Origin of the sequence: Mycobacterium sp. 1164966.3, assembly GCF_001665395.1 — a bacterium.
Classification (GTDB): domain Bacteria; phylum Actinomycetota; class Actinomycetes; order Mycobacteriales; family Mycobacteriaceae; genus Mycobacterium.
Map to the genome: position 1 here is coordinate 178,670 of NZ_LZSG01000034.1, position 21,431 is coordinate 200,100.

Genomic DNA, 21,431 nt, shown 5'->3' on the forward strand with positions numbered 1-21,431 from the left:
AGGAAAAGCCATGAGGTTGACGAAGACTCGGGTATTGATCACCGGGGCCAGCCGCGGGCTGGGGCGCAGCATTGCGGAGGTGGCGGCCCAACGCGGCGCGGAGGTCGCGCTTGTCGCGCGCAACCAAGAAGCTCTCGAGCTGCTCGCCAAGGAACTTGGCGGCAAGGCATATCCGACCGACCTCACCGATCCGGTAGCCGTTGGCCAGTTGGTCGAGCGGGTGGAGTCTGACGGTCCCGTCGACGTGCTGATCAACAATGCGGGCCTGGACTGCGTTCGGCTGCTTCCCGACACCTCCGCGCAGGAGATGCGAGATCTACTGCAGGTCAACCTGATGGCGCCGATGGAACTATGCCGCCAGCTCATGCCGTTGATGCTGCGGCGCGGACGCGGGCACATCGTCAACGTATCGTCGATGGGCGCGGTCAGCGTCAGCCCCGGGGTCACCGTTTACGCCACATCGAAGGCCGGTCTCAGCCACTTCACGGCCGGCATCCGTCAGGAACTACGCGGAAAGCCCGTCAAGACGACTCTGGTGCAGATCGGTGCCGTCAAAACCGACATGATCGACGGCATCCGCGAATTCGGGCCGGCCAGGCGAGCGATCGAGCGCTCACAGCGGTTGCACATGCTGCCGCGCGAGGACCTGGAACCCGAAGTCGTCGCCAACGCGATTGCCGATGCGATCGAGCGGGAGCGGCGATATGTCACGCTGCCGCGCCGCATCGCGGCATCGGCGATCCTGACCGAGCTTCCCCGGAAGATGAGTGCGGCCATGCTTTTCGGCATCGACATGTCCGCCAAATGACTCCGGAAACCAATTGCGACTGCTCGCGAAAAGATGGGTGATCCATGAATACGAATTCCGGTCAACTCTCAGGCAAGGTAGTTCTCGTCACCGGCGGTGCCCGCGGACTCGGCGCGGCATTCGGCCGCCACATCGTCGGGCGGGGCGGCAAGGTGGTGATCGCCGATCTCCTCGATGACGACGGTAAGCGGCTTGCCGACGAACTCGGCGAGTCCGCCCGATATGTGCATTTGGACGTCGGCGATCCGGCGCAATGGGCACAGGCGGTGGATTACACGACCGCCGAGCTGGGCCGCCTCGACGGGCTGGTCAACAACGCGGGGATTTCGGCCGGACAGTTCATCGAGCACGAACCTGTGGAGCATTTCCGCAGAATCCTCGAGGTCAACTTGGTCGGCGTATTCAACGGTATCCAAGCTGCGATTGCGCCGATGCGGGCGGCGGGTGGCGGGTCGATCGTCAACATCTCTTCTGCCGCAGGACTTTTCGGCCTTGCGCTCACCGCGGGCTACGGCGCCTCCAAGTGGGGCGTTCGGGGGCTGACCAAAATCGCCGCCGTCGAGTTGGCCGGGGACCGCATCCGCGTGAATTCGGTACATCCAGGCATGACCTACACGCCGATGACCGAGCAGGTGGGAATCCAAGTGGGTGAGGGAAACTACCCGAACACGCCGCTGGGCCGGGTTGGTGTGCCTGAGGAGATCGCCGGCGCGGTGAGCTACCTGCTGTCGGATGATGCCGCATACACGACTGGCGCGGAGATCGCGGTTGACGGCGGCTGGACAGCCGGCCCGACCGTGAGTTACGTGATGGGGCAGTAGCGTCAGTAAGGCTCGCAGGCCTTAACGCCGAGTGTGTTGTGAGGGCGAGAAATTCGCGATTTTCTCGCCCTCACAACACGTTCGGCGATCAACTGCGCCGGCCTTGAGTCTTCTTGGACTCTCAGGCGACGGCTTCATAGATCAGTCGGGTGTACTTCTGGGTGCGGTCCGACCCCGCGGCGGTAACTTGCCCCATCTTGTTCATCACGTAGGAGAACGTCATGCGACGGTCGAGATCCATGACAACCATCGAGCCGCCCCAGCCGCCCCAGAAACAGATCTTGCCATCCGGGATATCGGGCACAGCTTCCGGTTTCGGCAATGCATAGCCGATACCCCACCGGGCCGGCATGCACAGCACCAGATCGATTCCGTCGGCCTGTTCTTCGAATATCAGGTCAATAGTGTCCTGGCTCAGTAGGCGAACCCCATTCGCACTACCGCCCAACGAAATTGCCGACAGCGCCCGCACCAGCGAGCGCGCGTTACCGTGCCCGTTGGCTGATCCGATATCGGCGCGCCGCCAGGCGGTCGTCTGCGCCATCAACGCCGCTTCAGGCGTCGGTGCCATGATGGCGAAGGTCTTCCGCATTGGATGATCCTCGGGCACGGCGTCCAACGGTATGTCCAAGGCCGGCGGCGGAATCAGTTCGGCGATGCGGCTGTCGTCCTCGGGCCGGGCGCCGATCTGAAAGTCGGCGCCCACAGGCGTCGTGATCTCTTCGCGCACAAATTCTTTGAGAGACATGCCGGTGATGCGGCGAACGAGCTCACCCACCAAGTGGCCACTGGTTATCGCGTGATACCCGGGCGCGGTACCGGGTTGCCACCACGGCGCCTGAGAAGCGAGCTGGGCGGTGGACTTTTCCCAGTCGTAGACATCGTCGATGGTGAACGGCATCTCCCAGCCCGACACCCCAGAGGTGTGGCTCAGCACATGGCGCACCTCGACGTCCTGTTTTCCGTTCGCGGCGAACTCCGGCCAGTACTTGGCGACGGGCGCATACGGATCGAGCCGCCCACGGTCGATCAGCATCAACGCGGCCAGCGAGGTGACGTTCTTGGTGCTGGAAAACACGTTGACGATGGTGTCCTGATTCCACTGCCTGGTCTTGGCACGGTCGACGTACCCGCCCCACATGTCGACGACCAACTCGCCGTCGATGTCGACCGCGATGGCCGCACCGAGTTCACCGCCTGTGGTGATCTCGTCGGCAAGTGCGGCGGCCAGGTCGGCGAAGCGCCGGTCGTAGTGGCCGGCAATCACGGCGTCGACGGCCGCGTCGCAGAATTGTTGGGTCATGGTGGTCTCCTCGCTTGTCGGTTCCTCGACTATGCGGCGCGGCCCAGCCAAAGATCATTGGTCAGATCGCGTAATTGCGTGCGGGCGCCGCAGCGCCGTTTTGTACGCATATCCGCTGATGTTGTGTGACGCCGTTGCGTCGCATGCTGGCTAACATGGGTGAATCTGATCCCCGCGCGGACACGCCGCCGATGAACTGGAGCGAGCTGGGCGTGAGCGAACTGCCGACCGGAACGGTGACGCTGCTGCTGGCCGACATCGAAGGATCCACCGGCCTGTGGCAAAGCCGCCCCGACGAGATGACCGCAGCTGTGGCGCGCCTGGACGCGACGCTGACGCGGCTGGTCGATGCGCACGGCGGGGTGCGGCCGGTCGAACAAGGCGAAGGCGACAGCTTCGTCATCGCGTTCAACCGGGCCAGCGACGCAGCGGCATGCGCCTTGGCGTTGCAGCGTGCGCCGTTGGCGCCCCTTCGCCTGCGCATCGGCGTGCATACCGGCGAGATTCAGCTGCGTGATGCGGCGAATTACATCGGCCCGACCATCAATCGCGCGGCTCGGGTGCGTGACCTGGCCCACGGCGGCCAAACCGTACTGACTGCCGCAACAGAGCAGCTTGTGGTCGATCATCTGCCGCACGGAGCGTGGTTGTCCGATTTGGGAAGCCACCAACTGCGCGATCTGGCGCGCCCGGAACGCATCCTGCAGTTGTGCCATCCTGACCTGCGCATCGACTTTCCTCCGCTGCGGTCCACGAATATCAGTGCCACACAAGCTGTTCCGGTGCCACTGACCAGCTTTGTGGGACGCGGCACCGAAATCGCGGAGCTCAGGCGGCTGCTCGGGGAGCATCGGCTGGTGACGCTGACCGGTGCGGGCGGCGTTGGCAAGACGCGCCTGGCCATCCAGCTGGCAATGAACTTCGCCGACGAGATCGGGGGTCCCCTCCACTACGTCGATCTCGCCCCAATCACCGATGCCGACCTCGTCGACGCGGCCGTCGCCCAAGCCCTGGGACTGCCCGACCAGCCGGGCCGCTCGATCGTCGACACCGTCACCGCGCGCATCGGTGACCACCACGCGCTGATCGTGCTGGACAACTGTGAGCACCTGTTGGAAGCGGCCGCGGCGCTTGCCGTCGCACTGTTGAGCAAATGTCCCGCAGTGCGGCTGCTGGCGACCAGCCGCGAACCGCTGCACACCGAGGCCGAGGTGAATTGGCAAGTACCTTCGTTGGCGCTGGCCGACGAGGCCGTCGAGTTGTTCACCGACCGCGCCCGCCACGTCCGGCCCGACTTCACGCTGACCGACAGCAATCTCGCAGCCGTGACCGAGATCTGCCGTCGCCTTGACGGCATGCCGCTGGCCATCGAGCTCGCGGCCGCCCGCATGCGCGCCTTGTCGGCAGCCGATATCCGCGACAGCCTTCACGACCGTTTCCAGCTGCTCACCGGCGGCGCTCACACGGCGGTGCGGCGCCAGCAGACCCTGCGGGCTTCGGTGGATTGGTCGCATTCCATGCTCACCGACGCCGAGAGTGTGTTGTTTCGCCGCCTGGCCGTGTTCGCCGGGGGGTTCGACCTCGATGCCGCTGTGGCGGTATGCGGTGGTGCGGGTGTGCAGCGTTATCAGGTGCTCGACCAACTGACCCTGCTCGTGGACAAATCACTGGTCCAGGCCGACGACATCGCCGATCACACGCGATACCGCATGCTGGAAACGATTCGCGAGTACGGGCTGGAGAAGTTGTGCCAGTCCGGTGAAGCGCAGGCCGTACGCGCCCGGCACTGCGACTACTACACCAGGCTGGCAGCCGAGCTGGATACCCCCACCCGCAATACTTTTCGGCATTGCGCTGCCCGCGTCGAAGCCGACATCGACAACATGCGGACCGCATTCGCCTTTTGCTGCGACGACGGTGACGCTGCTGGGGCATTGCGGCTAGCGTCGTCGCTGCAGCCGGTCTGGCAAGGACGCGGACGGTTGCGAGAAGGGTTGAGCTGGTTCGAATCGGTCCTCGATCACGATGGATTCGACCCGGACGCCATGGACCCGCCGATTTATGCAGGCGCGATAGCTGACAAAGCGGTCTTGGATTCCCTTATCGCAGCGATCGACAGCCTGGCGATGGCTGAGCAGGCTGTCGAAATCGCGCGCGAACTCGGCGACCCGGCACTGCTGGCCCGAACACTCACCGCCTGCGGATGCATCGCCGGGCTTGATTTCGACACGGCCGCACCCTATTTCGCTGAAGCAATGGAACTGTGCCGAACGACCGGCGACGATTGGCGACTCAGCCAGATACTCGGCCGGCAAGCCTATCTCGCTGCCATGGCCGGTGATCCGTTCGCTGCCTGCGCCCTCGGCAATGAGGGCGCCGACGTTGCCGATGCCCTTGGCGACTGGCTCAACCTGCATTTGTGTCGCTGGAGCATTGGCATGGCCCAGATGATGCGCGCGGATCTGGACAGTGCCATTCACACGTTCCGCGAGGTAATCACCGACTGCGAGTCCGACAGCGACGTCCTCGGCATGATGTTATGCCTGATCAGCCAAGGGTCGTGCCTGGCGTATAAAGGTGAGGTTGCCGGAGCGAAAAGCGTCGGCCGTTCGGCGATAAAGGCGGGAGCAGAACTCGACGTCGTCTTGGAACTTGCCTCCGCGACTGTGATAGCTTTCGCCGCCGTGGCCGACGGTGATATCGCCACCGCAGGCGAGGTCGCTACGAAAATCTGGGAGCATCCTGGTGTCCACCGTGGCAGCGTGGCAATCCATGCAATCGCCCTGTGCGCCCATGCCGTCGGCGACCTGACCAAAGCGCGAGAACTTGCTGACGAAGCGGTCACCACTCTGGCCGGCTGGCACAAAATGCTTGCCCTGAGCATTCGCGCGTACATCGCGGCGGACGGGGGCGACAATGATCAGGCCCGGCGCGATGCCCACCAGGCGCTGGCAATCGCCACCGACACTCAAGGCCGTCTGTCGCTGCCCGCGATTCTGGAATGTCTGGCGCGCCTCGCGGTGAACGCCGGTACTCACGCCGACGCGGCCCGGCTTCTCGGAGCCGCAGATGCCATTCGCCGCCGCACCAATGAGATCCGCTTCCCTCTCCACCAAGACGCCTACGAGAATACGATCGAAGCCTGTCGCGAAGAGCTCGGAGACGACTTCCCGACCAAATGGGCCGAGGGCGCGGCGCTGTCGACAGATGACGCCATTACCTATGCGCTGCGCGGCCGCGGCGAACGTAAACGGCCCGCCACTGGCTGGGCGTCCTTGACCCCGACCGAACTCGATGTGGCGCGTCTGGTCAGCGAGGGACTGGCGAACAAGGACATCGCCGAACGACTGTTCGTCTCACCACGGACGGTCCAGGCACATCTCACTCACGTGTACACCAAATTGGGTTTCACGTCCCGCGTGCAACTCGCGCAAGAAGCTGTACGCCGCAACGGTCTTCCCTAGTCGGCTCCCGTGAAATATATGAATTATATGAGTGCGGTTACGGGCTGGTTACCGTCCGCGTTTTTAGCTTGCCATCACTTAGGCGGCGTTGTTTTCTTGCGACATGCGCAACGCCGTCTTGCCGGTGGATGAACGGATGATGGCGCCCACTTGGCTCACCACTGTCACGCATTGAGTGGTGTGCGGTTATGAAGGGCGCCAAAGCCATTGAGCCGGGCCGGTAGCCCGGTGGTCACTCGGAGGTAGACGAAATGGATTTCGGAGCGCTACCACCCGAGATCAACTCCGCCCGAATGTATTCGGGCTCCGGGTCAGAGCCACTGCTGGCGGCAGCGGCTGCCTGGGACAAACTGGCCGACGAGTTGTACAGCACCGCAAGCGATTTCAGTTCTATCATCGTGGCATTGGCCGACGACGACTGGCGGGGCGATGCAGCCGACGCGATGATTGCCGCCGTGACGCCCTACCTTCGCTGGTTGACGAATACCGCCGAACAGGCCGAGGCTATCGCGAGCCGGGCCAGGGCCGCCGCGAGCGCATTCGAGAACGCCTTCGCCGCAACGATCCCGCCGGCCGTGATCCAAGCCAACCGCGCGCGGCTGACGTCGCTGGCCGCCGCAAACGTAGTCAACCTGGACACGCCGGCGATCACCTCGCTGGAGGCTGACTATGGCGAAATGTGGGCCCAGGATGCATCCGCGATGTATCGCTACGCCGGAGCGTCGTCGGCTGCCGCGAACTTGACACCGCTGGCGTCGCCGACGCTCAATGACGATCTCGCCGGGTCGATAGGCGCCGACGCCGGCATACCGGACATGCTGGCCCAGGCGATGGCCGCGGTGCCGCGTGCGCTGCGAAGTCTCGGTCAGCCGGCGCAACCGGCATCGGCTACCGCGGCGATGACCATCATGCTGCGGCTCAGACCCTTTCCGTCGCCGGTGAACGCCTTTGCCGCGGCGATCAGCTCGCCCGTGAGCATGACCTCCTCGGGCATCTCGGCTCTGGCGCCGACGAAGAATCCGGGTAGGCCGGAGATGACGGTGTCGGCGGCTTTCGGTCGCGGTGTGTTGGTCGGCAGGTTGGCAGTGCCGCGCAGTTGGGGTGAGATCGCGGTTGGTGGCTTGAGGTCTATTGCCTGACGACGCGATTCAATTCGCGCGGGCGGCCATCCAGTCGCTGAAACGGGTCGGGTAGATGGTCACGTCTTCGCCTTCTTCGCCTTCCAGGGGGACGATGGTGCGGTCGTCGAGCACCGCACCGTAATAGCGGGCCGCCGGATCGGTCACCACCCGACGCGCGTCGCCGGTGGCGGCAAACCGGTTCCGGATGAAGTCGTCCATGCCGAGCTTTTCCGGGCCGGCGATATTGAGGATCCCGTTGACCGGTTCGCCAGTCGCTGCACGTGTTACCGCCGTTGCGACGTCTGCGGCGGCAATCGGCTGGAACGCTCCGTTCGGTGCACGTACCGTGTCACCGTCGGTCATCGAATCGGCGATTCCGTCAACGAATTCGAAGAATTGAGTCGCGCGCACGATCGAGTACGGGGCTCCGGACTCGACGATCAGTTTCTCCTGGGCAACCTTTGCTCGCATGTAGCCGCTTTCGCTTGCCCGGTCGGCCCCCACGATCGACAGTGCCACGTGGTGCCGTACGCCGGCCGCGCGCTCCGCCTCGAGCAGGTTGCGGGTTGAGGTGGTGAAGAAGTGCAACACTTCGTCATCAGCCCAGGACGGCGAGTTCGACACGTCGATCACCGTGTGTGCACCGTTGAGCGCTTCGGCAACACCTTCGCCCGTGAGTGCGTCGACACCCGACCGAGGGGAGGCGGAGACGGCCTCGTGGCCCGACTCGGCAAGCTGGGCGATGACCTGCGAACCGATCAGCCCACTGCCGCCGATGACTACGAACTTCATGATCAGGCCCCTTCAGGTATCAGCTGTTGGCTGATTCAGCATCGCACTACCCATCGGACTGTCTAAGCGTTGCCCCAAAGTTGTTGTGTCGCCGCTCGCGCTTAAATCAACTGCTTGACTTAACCGTGGTGTCGCCGATTAACTCGTCGTGTGGTCAACGAACTTGCCGGCAAGGTCGCGATCGTCACCGGTGGCGCTTCGGGTATCGGGCGTGGCACCGTGGAGCGCTTTGTGGCCGAGGGCGCGCGGGTGGTGATCGCCGATGTCGAAACCGACCGCGGTCAGGCTCTGGCCGAGGCGCTGGGCAACGACGCCTTCTTCGTCCGGACAGATGTCTCCGACCCCGAGCAGGTGGGCGCGCTGGTGCCCGCTGCCGTCGAGAAATTCGACGGGCTGCACGTGATGGTGAACAACGCCGGGATTTCGGGCACCATGCACCGCCGCTTCTTCGAGGATGACCTTGCCGATTTTCACCGCATCATGGCGGTCAACGTCCTCGGCGTGATGGTCGGGACGCGAGATGCCGCGCGGCACATGGCCGCCCACGGCGGTGGATCGATCATCAACATGACCTCGATCGGCGGAATCCAGGCCGGTGGCGGGGTGATGACTTATCGCGCGTCGAAATCGGCGGTCATCCAGTTCACCAAGTGCGCGGCAATCGAGTTGGCGTATCACGAGATTCGGGTCAACGCCATCGCGCCGGGCAATATCCCCACGCCGTTGCTGGCGACGTCGGCGAGCAACGTTGATCCTGCCGAACTCGAACGGTACGAGGCGAACATTCGCCAAACCATGCGCGACGACCGCCCGCTGAAGCGCGAGGGCACGCCCGAGGACATCGCGGAGGCCGCACTGTATTTCGCCAGCGAGCGTTCGCGTTATGTCACGGGCACCGTGCTACCGGTGGATGGTGGGACGGTGGCGGGCAAGGTGATTCGGTCCAGGCGCAAGGAATAAGCGTTGGCGGCCTGGCGCCGAACGTGCGCTCACTGCGAATCTTTCGATTTTTCCGCACTGGTTGCACGCTCGGCGATACGTTGGGAGCCATGGACGGGTTCGCAGGTAAGGTAGCCGCGATCACCGGTGCCGGTTCGGGGATCGGCCAGGCTCTGGCGCAGGAGCTGGCCCGGTCGGGCGCACGGCTGGCGATCAGCGACTTCGACGCCGACGGGCTCGCTCGAACCGAGGAACTCGTCCGCGATGTCGGAGCGGACGTGCGGACAGATCGGCTCGACGTCACCGAGCGCGAGGCTTTCGTCGCCTACGCCGACGCAGTCAAAGCCCACTTCGGGAAGGTCAACCAGATCTACAACATCGCCGGTATCGCGTTTCTCGGCGACGTCGAAGTCAGCGGATTCAAGGACATCGAGCGGGTGATGGACGTCGACTACTGGGGTGTGGTCAACGGAACCAAGGCGTTCTTACCGCATCTCATCGCCTCCGGCGATGGCCACGTCATCAACATGTCGAGCATGTTCGGTTTGTTCGGGGTACCGGGTCAGGCCGCCTACAACTCGGCCAAGTTCGCGGTCCGCGGTTTCACCGAGGCGCTGCGCCAGGAGATGATCGCGGCGCGCCACCGGGTCGCGGTGACGGTGGTACATCCCGGATACGTCAAGACCCCGATCGCGCGCAACGCCGAATGTGTGGAGGGCCTAGACAAACAAGCCACGGTGAAGGTGTTCGACAAGGTCGCCATCACCAGTGCCGAGCGCGCGGCCCGGATCATCTTGAAGGGGGTTCGCCAGAAGAAGGCCCGTGTGCTGGTCGGCCCCGACGCCAGAGCTTTCAGCCTGCTGGTGCGCGTCTTGCCGGCGGGCTATCAGCGCATCCTCGGGCCGATAAATGTTCGCTTCCAATCCCCGTCGCGTTAGCACCGCGAGACGCGAAAGCCCTGCATTCGACCGGAAACCAAGGGCTTTCGCGTCTATCGGCCCGCTAGCCCGCTGACACCTGCTTCTTGCCGTACACCCGCTCCATCAACGCGGTGTCCTCGTACAGCTGCGCCCGTATCGTCTTGCCGTCGCGCAGGGTGAACACCTCGGCGCCATGGCCGGACTCTCCGCCCACCGTGACATCACTGAGCACGACGACCGTGTCGCCCTCGGCGATGAATCGAATAGGCTTGACCGTCATCGGCTTCTCGCCCAGCCGCCTGAAGTAGTCGCCGAGTTCGCCCTTGCCGTGATAGGTGCCGCTGATTGCGCTGTCGCCCGGTTGCGACCACTCGATGTTGTCGTCGAACAGGCTCATCATCGTCTCCATGTCACCAGTGGAGAATGCGTCGTAACCCCGCTTGATGACGTCGACGTTCTGTTCTTGGTCAGACATTTCCCGACTCCCTTTTGTGCGCATCCAATATTTCGGCCGCGACGGCCGTGGCCGGTCTAGGGAGTCACCGTGGTCGGCTCTCGGATCAGTCAGACCATTCGCCGCCCCGGATATTATCCGCCTCCCGAGAGCCCGATGACAGTGCTGTCACGGAAAATCATGGCAAGTTCAGAGCAGGTTTCAGACCCACTAGCCCGGCCCATCACTTCGAGCCCCCTCGGCACGCTCACCGATTTAAATCAATCGCTTGACTTAACTAGCTGGGCGGGTTTGACTAGACGGCATGACCGCAGCGGCCAGGACCGTGCGCACCGAGCGCGCCACCTCAACGCAGGAAGCCATTCTTGCGGCGGCCGAGCGGCTGTACGCCGAACACGGCATGTTCGCGGTATCAAACCGGCAGGTCAGTGAGGCCGCCGGGCAGGGCAACAACGCCGCCGTCGGCTATCACTTCGGGACCAAGGCAGACCTGGTGCGCGCCATCGAGAAGAAGCATCGCGGGCCGGTAGAAGAGCTGCGCGAGCAGATGGTGGCCGAACTCGAAGATTCGGCCGACATGCGGGACTGGGTCGCCTGCCTGGTGCGTCCGCTCACCGATCACCTGGAGACTTTGGGGAATCCCACCTGGTATGCCCGGTTCGCCGCCCAAGCGATGACCGATCCCGCTTACTACAACATCATCGTCAAGGGCGCCCTCAGCTCGCCGTCACTGGTGCGGGTCGTCGACGGCATCAACCGCTGCTTGCCCGACCTGCCCGCCGAGGTCCGTTTCGAACGCAACGTCATGGCCCGCAACCTTTTGATGCATACCTGCGCGGATCGCGAACGCGCGCTCGCAGCCGGCTCGGCCCTGCACCAATCGTCCTGGCGGGCAGCGGCATCCGGCCTTATCGACGCGATCGTAGGCCTGTGGATGGCCCCCGTGACGTCGCACGAGTAAAGGCGCTGCAAATGAAAGTGACTGTCGACCAAGATATTTGCGCATCGTCGGGCAACTGCGTACTGAACGCGCCCGAGCTGTTCGACCAGCGCGACGACGACGGCGTTGTCTTGCTGCTCAACGCGAACCCCTCAGCTGACCAGGCCGAGGGCGCCCGCCGGGCGGCCGCGGCCTGTCCTGCGCTGGCGATTCATATCGAGGAATGAGAAAGATGTCCGAAACACTGGCCGGCAGTGGTCCTTCCGGAATAGACGCTGCACCCGAAATTCCCGAATATCCGATGGCCCGAGCGGCCGGCTGCCCCTTCGCTCCGCCGCCGGACGTGATGGCGCTGGCTGAACAGCGGCCGCTATCGCGGGTTCGGATTTGGGACGGCAGCACACCGTGGCTCATCACCGGCTACGAGCAATGCCGCGAGTTGTTCTCCGATTCCCGGGTCAGCGTCGACGACCGGATGTCTGGCTTTCCGCACTGGAACGAACGCATGCTGTCCACCGTGCACAAGCGTCCGCGGTCGGTGTTCACTTCCGACGGCGAAGAGCACACCCGATTTCGGCGAATGCTGTCCAAGCCGTTCACCTTTCGGCGGGTGGAAGGCCTTCGGACGGCCATCCAAGAGATCACCGACGACCACATCGACACGATGCTGGCGGGACCGAAGCCGGCCGATTTGGTCACGGCATTAGCGCTGCCGATCCCGTCGCTGGTCATCAGTCAGTTGCTGGGGGTGCCTTACGAGGACGCCGAAATGTTCCAGGAGCACGCCAACGTGGGACTGGCGCGCTACGCGAGCAGCGAGGACACCGTCAAAGGCGCGATGAGCCTGTACAAGTACCTGGCTCAGTTGGTCGAAGAGAAGATGGAAAACCCGGCTGAGGACGCGGTTTCCGATCTGGGCGAGCGGGTCAAGGCCGGCGAGCTCAGTCTCAAAGAAGCCACGCAGTTGAGTAGCGGTTTGCTGATGGCCGGGCACGAGACCACCGCGAACATGATCGGGATCGGTGTGCTTGCGCTGTTGGAGAATCCCGACCAGCTGCCCGCCATCCGCGACGCCGACGATCCCAAGATAGTCGCCAACGCGATCGAGGAATTGCTGCGGTATCTCAGCATCATTCAAAACGGTCAGCGCCGCGTCGCGGTCGAAGACATTCACATCGCCGGCGAGGTGATCCGCGCCGGTGAGGGCATCATCATCGACCTGGCTCCGGCCAACTGGGATCCAGCCGCCTTCACCGAACCCGACCGTCTGTACCTGCACCGCTCGGGGGCGGACCGCAACGTGGCATTCGGTTACGGCAGGCACCAATGCGTGGGCCAGCAGCTGGCCCGTGCGGAGCTGCAGATCGTCTTCCGTACGCTGTTCCGGCGGGTTCCGACCCTGGAACTGGCTGTCCCGTTCGAAAACGTCCCGTTCAAAGATGATCGCCTCACCTACGGCGTCTACGAACTGCCGGTCACCTGGTAAGCCTGATCTACAGCCCACGAAGTATTGAGAGGTCAATGATGACGACGACACAAGCCGGCACTCTGTACCCGCCGGAAGGCTTTGGCGCACCGAAGGATCGGCGTGGCCATGCCGGCGGCCGCGACGTGGGGCTGCCGGAAGGGACCGTGGTGTTCTCCGCGGACAACCACATCTCGCTGGCCGCCGACATCTTCTACGAGCGCTTCCCGGACGACCTCAAGGACAAGGCCCCGCGGATCTGGTACGAGGACGGCGCCTACCAAGTCGGCCGCAAGGGACAGTCGTTCTTGCCCGGCGATTTCAGTGCGGTACTGATGCAATACGACGACCTTCCGGGAGCCGCGAGCACCAACATCGAGGCCCGGATTCAGGAGCTGCACGACGACGGTGTCGACAAAGAGCTCGCCTTCCCCAACGCGGTCCTGGCCCTTTTTCACTACCCGGACAAGAAACTTCGCGAACTCGCCTTCCGCATTTACAACGAGTACATCGCCGAGCTGCAAGAACGTTCGAAGGGTCACTTTTATGGCGCCGGGTTGATCAACTGGTGGGACCCGCAAGGGACACGGCGGACGCTGGCCGAACTGAAATCGTTGGGGCTCAAGACTTTCCTGATGCCGCTTAATCCCGGTAAGGACGACGACGGCAACCCGATCGACTACGCGAGCACGACGATGAGCGCGGTCTGGGACGAGATCGAAGCGTCCGGCATTCCGGTGACGCACCACATCGGGGAAACCCCGCCGAAAAGCCCCTGCGAATTCAACAGCGTGGTGGTCGGGATGATGATCAACATCGACGGATTCCGGGAGACGTTCTCCAAGTATATCTTTGGCGGCATCCTCGATCAGCATCCAGGTCTGCGGATCGGGTGGTTCGAAGGTGGCATCTCCTGGGTGCCGTGGGCCCTGCAGGATGCCGAACACTTGGTGGCGTCCTATCGGCATATGTTCAACCGGCCGCTGCTGCACGACGTGCGGTACTACTGGGACAACCACATGAGCGCGTCGTTCATGGTCGACCCGTTGGGGCTGCAGCTGATCGACAAGATCGGTGTGGACAAGGTGATGTGGTCGTCGGACTATCCGCACAACGAAAGCACCTACGGCTACTCCGAGAAGTCGCTGGCGGCCGTCGTCGACGCCGTCGGACCCGAGAACGCGACGCGGATCGTCAGCGGCAACATCACCAAATTCCTGGGCCTGTGACGACATTCGCACAAGCGGGCGGCGCCGCCGGCCTGGCGATTCCGGACGTACCCGATCTGGCCCGGATGCGGCGGGAAACCGGTGCACGGCTGCGCTCGGCGATGGCCGAACGTGGCGTTGACGCGATGATCCTGCTGGGCAACAACGCCGTGGTCTACGCCACCGGGACCAGTTGGCCGCTGGGCGATGCCGGGCTGTCGCATGTCGAGCGGCCGGTGGCGGTGGTGCTCGGCGACGACGAGTGGCCGCATCTTTTCCTGCCGTTCCGCGAGGGCGCCGCCCAGGAGTCCGGCCTGCCCACTGATCACCTGCACGGGCCGGTCTATCTCGAATTCGACGAGGGGGTCGAGGATTTCGCACGGCTGCTGGCCGACCTGATTCGGCCGGGAGCGGTCATAGCGGTTGACGAGTGCACCGGCGCCATGTCGCGGGCCGCAAAACGGTTATTTCCCAGCGGTACTCCTGTCGATGCGGCCGCCGTCGTCAGCGCCGCCAAGGTGATCAAAACTCAGGACGAATTGGCTTGCATGCGCACCGCGATCCGGATCACCGACCAGGCGATGGTCGACGTGCACAAGGCGCTTGCCCCCGGCATCCGCCAGATCGAGTTGTCGGCGAGCTTCCTGCGGCGGGCCTTTGAGCTGGGCGCTACGGCCAGCATGCTGGAACCGATTTGGCAGGTGATGCCGCAGAGCAGGGCCGAAGGCGTCTGGACGACACACGGCGATCTGGCTTTACCACTGTTGACCACCGAGCGCGAACTTGTCGAAGGCGACGTGCTGTGGACCGATGTGAGCATCACCTACGGCGGTTACTGCTCGGATTTCGGGCGCACCTGGATCGTGGGCCGTGACCCGACGCCGCGGCAGCAGGCGCAGTTCGAGCGGTGGTCGGACATCATGACCGCCGTGCTCGGCGTCGCCCGTGCCGGCGCGACCGCGGCCGATTTGGGCAGGGCCGCGACCGCGGCGAACGACGGTGTGCGGCCCTGGCTGCCGCATTTCTACCTAGGCCACGGTATCGGCGTGAACGCGGCCGAGATGCCAATGATAGGAACCGATCTCGGCGACGAGTTCGACGAGAACTTTGTGCTGCAGCCGAACATGGTGCTGGTACTCGAACCGGTGGTGTGGGAGGACGGCACCGGGGGGTACCGCAGCGAAGAGGTGCTGGTGATCACCGAGGAAGGCTGGACACGATTGACCGACTACCCCTACGACCCCTATGGGAACTGAAGTCCTGCCCGACGACCGGGCGCTGCGTTCGGGCCGCCGAGAACGGGCGCTGGCCCAAATGGTCGCACACGATCTCGACGTCCTAGTCCTCGGCCGCCAGGCCAACGTCCGCTATGTCGCCGGCGCGCCACAACTGTGGGTCGCCGGGACCCGGCCGTTCGGGCCGACGTGTGTACTCGTGCGCGAGACCGGTGCGGTTCATCTGCTGAGCACCTGGGACGAAGGCGTGCCCGACGACATCCCGCACGAAAACCTCTACGGCATCTCGTGGAATCCGGTCAACACCATCGCGGCACTGCAGCGCATCGATGGCGCTGCCACTGCTCGTCGCGTCGGAACCGACGCGCTGTCACCGGTTTTTGCGCGGCTGCTGCCATCGGCGTTTCCGAATGCCGAACTGGTCGACGGGGAACTGGCCATGCGCGCCGCGCGCCGCATCAAGACCGACGAAGAGATCGGGGCGCTGCGAGAGGCTATCGCAGTGGCCGAGTCCGGCCTGGCTGCCGCGGTCGCCGAGCTACGTCCCGGTGTCAGCGAACAGGCACTGGCGGCTGTGCTGTTGGAAGCACTTGCGGCCGGTGGGGTGAGTACCCCGTCGAATCAGGATGTCGCATGGGTGACTTCGCGCGATCACCCCTGGCGGCGAGCCGCCTCGGGCGGCCTCGTGCAGGCGAGAGATTTGGTGGCGTTTTCCGCCGGGGTGGTGGCCGGAGGCTATATCGGCGAGGTCGGGCGGACCTGGCCCGCCGACGGCCTTGACGGCGCGTCATCGTTGTACAAGCGATGGGATGCCTTGTGGTCCAGGCTGGTAACGGCTTGCCGGCCGGGCGCCGGCGCGAACGAGCTCCTCGACGCCTACAACGCCGCAGGGGAGGCGCCGCCGCCCATGCCGGTGGCCCGCGGGCTCGGTATGGGCTTCGACTCGCCGGTCATATCGTCGCGTCTGCCGGCGACCGCGGCCGGCGAACGCCTCGAGCCCGGAATGGTGCTCGCCGTGACGGGCTACGTCTGGGAGCAGGGAGTGGGTGCGGTATTCGGCCGAGAAGCGGTACTGGTCACCGCGGGCGGTTCCGAAGTGCTGACATCGAGCCCGTTCTGGCAGGCGTGAGTGGGGGAGTCGCACACGGCAATTGGTCCGTCGAACATTCTGCTCACCGATCGGGTGGCGGTGGTGACCGGCGGTGGATCGGGCATCGGCCGTGGTATCGCTGCGGGCTTCGCGGCCTTCGGTGCAAACGTGGCCATCTGGGAACGTGACCCCGACAGCTGTGCTCAGGCCGCGGAATCCATTGGTGCACTGGGAATCACAACGGATGTGAGAGATAGTGCCCAGGTCGATGCGGGACTGCAGCGCACGGTGGCCGAAATCGGCACACCGACGATCCTGGTCAACAATGCCGGCGGTGTGTTCTCCTCTCCGCTGTTGGAGACCAGCGAAAATGGTTGGGATGCACTGTATAAGACCAACCTGCGACACGTATTGCTGTGCACGCAGCGGGTCGCGCGGCAGCTGGTGACCGAGGGCCTTCCCGGCAGCATCATCTCGCTGACGTCGATCGAAGGGGCGCGTGCCGCACCGGGTTACGCGGCTTACGCCGCGGCCAAGGCGGGCGTGATCAACTACACCAAGACTGCGGCACTCGAACTCGCGCCGCATCGAATACGCGTCAACGCGATAGCGCCCGACATCACGCTGACCGAAGGCCTGGCCGCGCTCAGCGGAGGTGAGGCGACCGCGGCGATGGGTGCGGTCGTGCCGATGGGTCGCCCGGGTCATGTCGACGAAATCGCCGGTGTCGCAGTATTTCTGGCTTCTGACATGGCGAGCTATCTCACCGGGCAGACGATCCACGTCGACGGCGGTACCCAGGCCGCGAGCGGCTGGTGTCACGACCCGAAGACCGGCGAATACCGCCTCGGTTAGCTAGCGCGAGCAGACGCAAAAGCACCCGCACGTCCGGCGTGTCGGGTGCTTTTGCGTCTGCTCGCCGTTAATGGCGCCAGCCCTCGGCGGCCTGTTCGTCGAAGGTGTGGTCAATGCGCTCGAACCTGCGGCGGATCGAGGCCCGGGAAGCTTCGTGCGGAAGGATGTAGAGCCGGTTGGCCAGGATCGCGTCGGCAATCAGCCGGGCAACGTCGTCGACGCCCAGCGAGTCATCCTGCTGCGGTAGCGACCCCAGCGACCCGGTGACGTCGGGCGTCGAAGCCAGTCCATAGTCAGCGCCACGGATTCTCTCCGAGTTGGCCAGCAAGTTGGTTTCGATCACCATCGGGCACAGCACCGACACCCCTATGCCGTTGTCCCTGACCTCACGGGCCAGCGTTTCCGCGAGCGCGACCACCCCGTATTTGGCCACGCCATACGTCCCGAGACCGGCATTGGGCACCAGGCCCGCGAAGGACGCCGTAAACGCGATGTGGCCTCCAGTGCCCTGCTCGAGCAGCCTGGGCAGGAAGGCTTCGACGGCATGAATCGACCCCCACAGGTCGATGTCGATCACCCAGCGCCAGTCCTCGTGCGTCATCTCCGCGATAGCCCCCGCCACGCAAATGCCGGCGTTGGCGAATACCACGTCCACCTGGCCGAGCAGGCGGAATGACTCGTCGGCGAGTGCGGTGACCTCCTCGAGATGACGGACATCGCACATCACGCCGTGCGCGTCGAACCCATCGCGACGCAGGTGCGTCACCGCCAATTCCAGCCGGGGCTTGTCGATGTCCGCGAGGACTACCTTGGCTCCGCGGCGGGCGAACTCGGTGGCGGCGGCCAAGCCGATGCCGCTCGCCCCACCGGTGATGACCGCTGCACGTCCGTCAAACCCGGCAAGTCCATTCACAGACCGGATGCTACTTAAGACAGCTACCCGCGTCGACAGGCAGGGTGACACCGGTGATGTACCGGGACTCGTCGGAGGCGAAGAACAATACCGCGTTGCTGATGTCTTGCGCCTCGACCCACGGTATCGGCAGCGTGTGGAACATCTGACAGATCGGGGCCATGTCGTCGGGTCCTGGATTCTCCAGATCGGGCCGGAACAACTTCCAGGTTCCCTCGTTCATGATCATCGGGGTGCTGACATGTGTCGGGTTGACGGTGTTGACGCGAATCATGTGCTGCCCCAGCTCAACTGCAAAGGAGCGCATGATGCCGACCACCCCATGCTTGGCCGCGACGTAGCTGCCGCAGTGCGGGTAGGCTTTCAGGCCGCCGACCGAGCTGGTCAAAATGATCGAGCCGCCCTTGCCGCCCGCGATGATATGTGGCACACCGGCTTTCACCGTTTTCCAGACGCTGGACAGGTTCACATCGATCATTTCCTGCCAGTCGTATTCGCTGGTCTTGTCCAGGGTGTCGCCGCCGTTGCCGATGCCTGCGTTGGCGACGATGATGTCCAGCCGCCCCAGCTGTTCGACGCCGCTGTCTACCGCGGCCTTCAGTGCGTCGTAGTCGCGCACATCGACTTCGGACGTGACGATCCGGCGGTTGAGACCTTTGACGAGGTCGGCTGTTTCGGCGAGATCTTCGGGTGTCGACGCCGGAATGGTGGTGTTTTGCACGATCGGCTTGCAGACGTCGACGGCAATGATGTCGGCTCCCTCCTCCGCCAGTCGCACGGCATGGCTGCGGCCCTGACCGCGCGCCGCGCCGGTGATGAAGGCAACTTTTCCGTCAACTCGCCCTGACATTTCTTACCTCTTCTCCTAACAAGCTCAGCCGAGAACGGCCGGCATGGTCTCCCAGCCCCGGACGGTCGACGTCGGGGACAGCCTGCACTCGCCAAGGTCGACGTCCCATTCCGGAAAGCGCTTCAAGATCTCCTCGAGCGCGATCCGGCCCTCCAGGCGTGCCAGCGCCGAGCCGAGGCAGTAGTGGGTGCCCACACTGAAGGTCAGGTGCTGGCGGGGCTCGCGCCGGATGTCGAAAACGTCTCCGTCCGGGGGAAATTGGCGGTGGTCGCGGTTGGCGGCGCCGATGAGCATCATCATCACGCTGCCTTCGGGCACCCGTCGGCCGTGGTACTCGACATCGCGGGTGACGTAACGCGCCACGTGTGGGGCCGGTGGCTCGAAGCGCAGTAGCTCCTCGATGGCCGCGGGAATCAACGACGGGTCCTCGACGAGTGCTCGCCGCTGGTCGGGATGCTCGGCCAGCACCTTGCCGGTCCATCCGATCAGCCGGGTGGTCGTCTCGTTCCCCGCGCCCGACACCACGCTGACATAAGTGAGCAGCTCGTCGCGGGTGAGTTTGCGAACGGTCCCGGTCTCGTCCACGAACTCCGCATTGAGCAGTTCGGTCATGATGTCGTCGGACGGATGCTCGGCGCGCCAGTCGATGTACTGACCGAAGAACGCGGGGTTGATCATGTTCTCGGCGGTGGTCGCCATCGGCTTACCCGCCTCGGTTCGCATCTGCGCATTCGCGAAATCGCGTGCGGCTTCCTGGTCTTCCTCCGGCACACCCAGCAGCATGCCGATCACTCGCATGGGCATCTGCGCGCCCAGGTCGGCGACGAAGTCGAACCGGTCCGCACCGATCAGCGGATCCAAACTGCGAGCGCAGAATTCGCGGATCTTGGGTTCCAGCTCGTTGATCTTGCGCGGGGTGAACATCCGGGACAGCAACTTGCGGTGGATGTCGTGGATCGGTGGATCCTCGAAAATGACTGTCCCGGGCGGGATGTCGATATTTGCCTTGATGATTTCCAGGATCGCGCCCCGAGCCGAGCTGAAGGTCTGGCAGTCGACGATCCCGCGGTCGACGTCTGCGAAGCAGCTCAGCGCGTAGAAGTCGTGCCGCTCGTTGTAGTACAGCGGCGATTCTTCCCGCAGTCGCCGGAACATCGGGTACGGGTCGGCGTTCAGCTCCACGTCATACGGGTCGAAGTAGACGTCACTGGCCGCGCTGACTGTCACGGATTATCGCCTCTCGCCGGAACTTGCCTCACCTGCGGCCATCCCGTTGACCCAACAGAACGCGACTCGTGTCGCGTGTGAACTCTGACATCACCCACCAACAAGTGTCAACGGCGAATCCGTTTTGGCTACTTCTTGTTCTGAAGAATAGAGAATCGGATTCTCGTCAGGCAAACCGTGTGCGATATTTGCTCACCAGCGCGTGTCAGCTACCGGCGAATCCCCGTGAGCAGAAGTCCCACACCTCGTCGGCGGTGATGGGGTGGACGGTCGCGTCATCGGTGCCGCCGCTGTACTGCGCGATCAACATGACCGTCTGCATGGTGATGGCGGCAACGCGCTTGGGGTTGATCCCGGCGCGCAGCTCGCCGGCATCGGCGGCCGCTTCCATGAGCTCGGTCAGCAATGCTATCAACGGTGCGTTTGCCACCTTGACCTCGGCGGGATGTGTGACCAGCAACCGAGGCGCGAAGTCGGTGAACAGTGGCCGCTTGGCCGTCGGATCGGGGCGCGACGCCTCGTACAACAGCTCGACGGCGACCTTGAGGCGCTCGAGTGGATCGGAGTGGTTTTCCGTGGCCGCGCGGATCTGGTCGGCTGAGCGACTCAAAGCGTCTTCGAACAGGGCGAGCAGCAGCTCATGCTTGCCGTCGAACTGCAGGTAGAAGCTGCGCAGCGACTGCCTGGATCGGTCCACGACCTCCTGGACGGTAAAGTCCGTGCTGCCCTTTTCGATGATGATGGCTTGCGCCGCGTCCAAGAACCGCTGAACGCGTTGCGCCGCACGCAGTTTCGCAGTCTTGATGGACCGCTCGACCGCGCGCTGCTTCCAGGCAGGCTCCTCGCCTGGATTGGTCACCGACGGCTCGGGTGATTGCCGCGAGGGGAGAACATGATTGGACTGTACCGGAGAACGCCGTGACATCGCTGCGCTCGACCCCCTCACGGACGACGTGTCGGAGATTGTAACTTTCTTACGACGAGAATACTATTCTCTCACACGTGTGTATGGAAGCGTAATCCGAA

20 protein-coding genes are annotated in these 21,431 nt (G+C 64.1%); 13 read left to right on the top strand and 7 right to left on the bottom strand.

What is annotated here, in order from left to right; all coding sequences use genetic code 11:
• Nucleotides 1-10: 10 nt before the first annotated feature.
• Complete coding sequence (locus A9W99_RS11885) at nucleotides 11-808, top strand: SDR family oxidoreductase (protein ID WP_067377342.1); 798 nt, start codon at nucleotides 11-13, stop codon at nucleotides 806-808.
• Nucleotides 809-852: 44 nt separating this feature from the next.
• On the top strand, nucleotides 853-1,629 hold the full coding sequence (locus A9W99_RS11890; RefSeq protein ID WP_067377344.1) for a glucose 1-dehydrogenase: 777 nt from the start codon (nucleotides 853-855) through the stop codon (nucleotides 1,627-1,629).
• Nucleotides 1,630-1,750: 121 nt separating this feature from the next.
• Here A9W99_RS11890 and A9W99_RS11895 read toward each other — a convergent pair whose 3' ends face one another.
• Entirely contained in the window at nucleotides 1,751-2,932 is a 1,182-nt protein-coding gene (locus A9W99_RS11895) for a serine hydrolase domain-containing protein (RefSeq protein ID WP_067377346.1), read from the bottom strand.
• Between the two features lie 191 nt (nucleotides 2,933-3,123).
• Here A9W99_RS11895 and A9W99_RS11900 point away from each other — a divergent pair, with 191 nt between their 5' ends.
• Both A9W99_RS11900 and A9W99_RS11905 read left to right on the top strand, forming a co-directional pair.
• On the top strand, nucleotides 3,124-6,396 hold the full coding sequence (locus tag A9W99_RS11900) for a LuxR C-terminal-related transcriptional regulator (RefSeq protein ID WP_371514953.1): 3,273 nt from the start codon (nucleotides 3,124-3,126) through the stop codon (nucleotides 6,394-6,396).
• Nucleotides 6,397-6,647: 251 nt separating this feature from the next.
• On the top strand, nucleotides 6,648-7,535 hold the full coding sequence (locus tag A9W99_RS11905; protein WP_067377348.1) for a PPE family protein: 888 nt from the start codon (nucleotides 6,648-6,650) through the stop codon (nucleotides 7,533-7,535).
• A 9-nt stretch (nucleotides 7,536-7,544) separates the two neighbouring features.
• On the opposite strand, the gene A9W99_RS11910 is transcribed toward A9W99_RS11905, so the two are convergent.
• Nucleotides 7,545-8,309, bottom strand: a complete 765-nt coding sequence (locus tag A9W99_RS11910) for an SDR family oxidoreductase (RefSeq protein ID WP_067377352.1) — start codon at nucleotides 8,307-8,309, stop codon at nucleotides 7,545-7,547.
• A 150-nt stretch (nucleotides 8,310-8,459) separates the two neighbouring features.
• Between A9W99_RS11910 and A9W99_RS11915 the strand changes: the two genes are divergently transcribed.
• Both A9W99_RS11915 and A9W99_RS11920 read left to right on the top strand, forming a co-directional pair.
• Complete coding sequence (locus tag A9W99_RS11915; RefSeq protein ID WP_067377355.1) at nucleotides 8,460-9,269, top strand: SDR family NAD(P)-dependent oxidoreductase; 810 nt, start codon at nucleotides 8,460-8,462, stop codon at nucleotides 9,267-9,269.
• 89 nt (nucleotides 9,270-9,358) lie between these two features.
• On the top strand, nucleotides 9,359-10,186 hold the full coding sequence (locus A9W99_RS11920; RefSeq protein ID WP_067377357.1) for an SDR family oxidoreductase: 828 nt from the start codon (nucleotides 9,359-9,361) through the stop codon (nucleotides 10,184-10,186).
• A 64-nt stretch (nucleotides 10,187-10,250) separates the two neighbouring features.
• Here the strand turns inward: A9W99_RS11920 and A9W99_RS11925 are convergent, their stop codons facing one another.
• Nucleotides 10,251-10,643 (bottom strand): nuclear transport factor 2 family protein, encoded by a 393-nt coding sequence (locus tag A9W99_RS11925; RefSeq protein WP_067377359.1) that lies wholly within the window; start codon nucleotides 10,641-10,643, stop codon nucleotides 10,251-10,253.
• 283 nt (nucleotides 10,644-10,926) lie between these two features.
• Between A9W99_RS11925 and A9W99_RS11930 the strand changes: the two genes are divergently transcribed.
• The 7 genes from A9W99_RS11930 (at nucleotide 10,927) to A9W99_RS11960 (ending at nucleotide 17,415) form a co-directional block, all read left to right on the top strand.
• The gene (locus tag A9W99_RS11930; protein WP_067377362.1) at nucleotides 10,927-11,583 is read left to right on the top strand and encodes a TetR/AcrR family transcriptional regulator; all 657 of its coding nucleotides are present in this window, start codon (nucleotides 10,927-10,929) and stop codon (nucleotides 11,581-11,583) included.
• Nucleotides 11,584-11,594: 11 nt separating this feature from the next.
• Nucleotides 11,595-11,789: a ferredoxin gene (locus A9W99_RS11935; protein WP_067377369.1), complete on the top strand. Its 195-nt coding sequence runs from the start codon at nucleotides 11,595-11,597 to the stop codon at nucleotides 11,787-11,789.
• Nucleotides 11,790-11,794: 5 nt separating this feature from the next.
• Nucleotides 11,795-13,048 (top strand): cytochrome P450, encoded by a 1,254-nt coding sequence (locus tag A9W99_RS11940; protein ID WP_067377499.1) that lies wholly within the window; start codon nucleotides 11,795-11,797, stop codon nucleotides 13,046-13,048.
• A gap of 146 nt (nucleotides 13,049-13,194) precedes the next feature.
• Nucleotides 13,195-14,256 carry an amidohydrolase family protein gene (locus tag A9W99_RS11945; protein ID WP_172828859.1) on the top strand — a complete coding sequence of 354 codons (1,062 nt, stop codon included), beginning with the start codon at nucleotides 13,195-13,197 and terminating at the stop codon, nucleotides 14,254-14,256.
• A 65-nt stretch (nucleotides 14,257-14,321) separates the two neighbouring features.
• Entirely contained in the window at nucleotides 14,322-15,491 is a 1,170-nt protein-coding gene (locus tag A9W99_RS11950) for a Xaa-Pro peptidase family protein (protein WP_172828860.1), read from the top strand.
• On the top strand, nucleotides 15,481-16,599 hold the full coding sequence (locus A9W99_RS11955; RefSeq protein WP_067377378.1) for a Xaa-Pro peptidase family protein: 1,119 nt from the start codon (nucleotides 15,481-15,483) through the stop codon (nucleotides 16,597-16,599). Before A9W99_RS11950 ends, A9W99_RS11955 begins: the two co-directional genes overlap by 11 nt.
• A complete protein-coding gene (locus tag A9W99_RS11960; RefSeq protein ID WP_067377380.1) occupies nucleotides 16,600-17,415 on the top strand; it encodes an SDR family NAD(P)-dependent oxidoreductase in 816 nt (271 codons plus the stop codon). It begins immediately after the preceding gene.
• A gap of 67 nt (nucleotides 17,416-17,482) precedes the next feature.
• On the opposite strand, the gene A9W99_RS11965 is transcribed toward A9W99_RS11960, so the two are convergent.
• The 4 genes from A9W99_RS11965 to A9W99_RS11980 all read right to left on the bottom strand — a co-directional run bounded on the left by A9W99_RS11965 (nucleotide 17,483) and on the right by A9W99_RS11980 (nucleotide 21,264).
• The gene (locus A9W99_RS11965; protein ID WP_067377385.1) at nucleotides 17,483-18,328 is read right to left on the bottom strand and encodes an SDR family NAD(P)-dependent oxidoreductase; all 846 of its coding nucleotides are present in this window, start codon (nucleotides 18,326-18,328) and stop codon (nucleotides 17,483-17,485) included.
• A gap of 10 nt (nucleotides 18,329-18,338) precedes the next feature.
• Nucleotides 18,339-19,178: a mycofactocin-coupled SDR family oxidoreductase gene (locus A9W99_RS11970; RefSeq protein ID WP_067377388.1), complete on the bottom strand. Its 840-nt coding sequence runs from the start codon at nucleotides 19,176-19,178 to the stop codon at nucleotides 18,339-18,341.
• A 24-nt stretch (nucleotides 19,179-19,202) separates the two neighbouring features.
• Complete coding sequence (locus tag A9W99_RS11975; RefSeq protein WP_067377391.1) at nucleotides 19,203-20,405, bottom strand: cytochrome P450; 1,203 nt, start codon at nucleotides 20,403-20,405, stop codon at nucleotides 19,203-19,205.
• 205 nt (nucleotides 20,406-20,610) lie between these two features.
• Nucleotides 20,611-21,264, bottom strand: a complete 654-nt coding sequence (locus tag A9W99_RS11980) for a TetR/AcrR family transcriptional regulator (RefSeq protein WP_067377394.1) — start codon at nucleotides 21,262-21,264, stop codon at nucleotides 20,611-20,613.
• Between the last annotated feature and the right edge of the window lie 167 nt (nucleotides 21,265-21,431).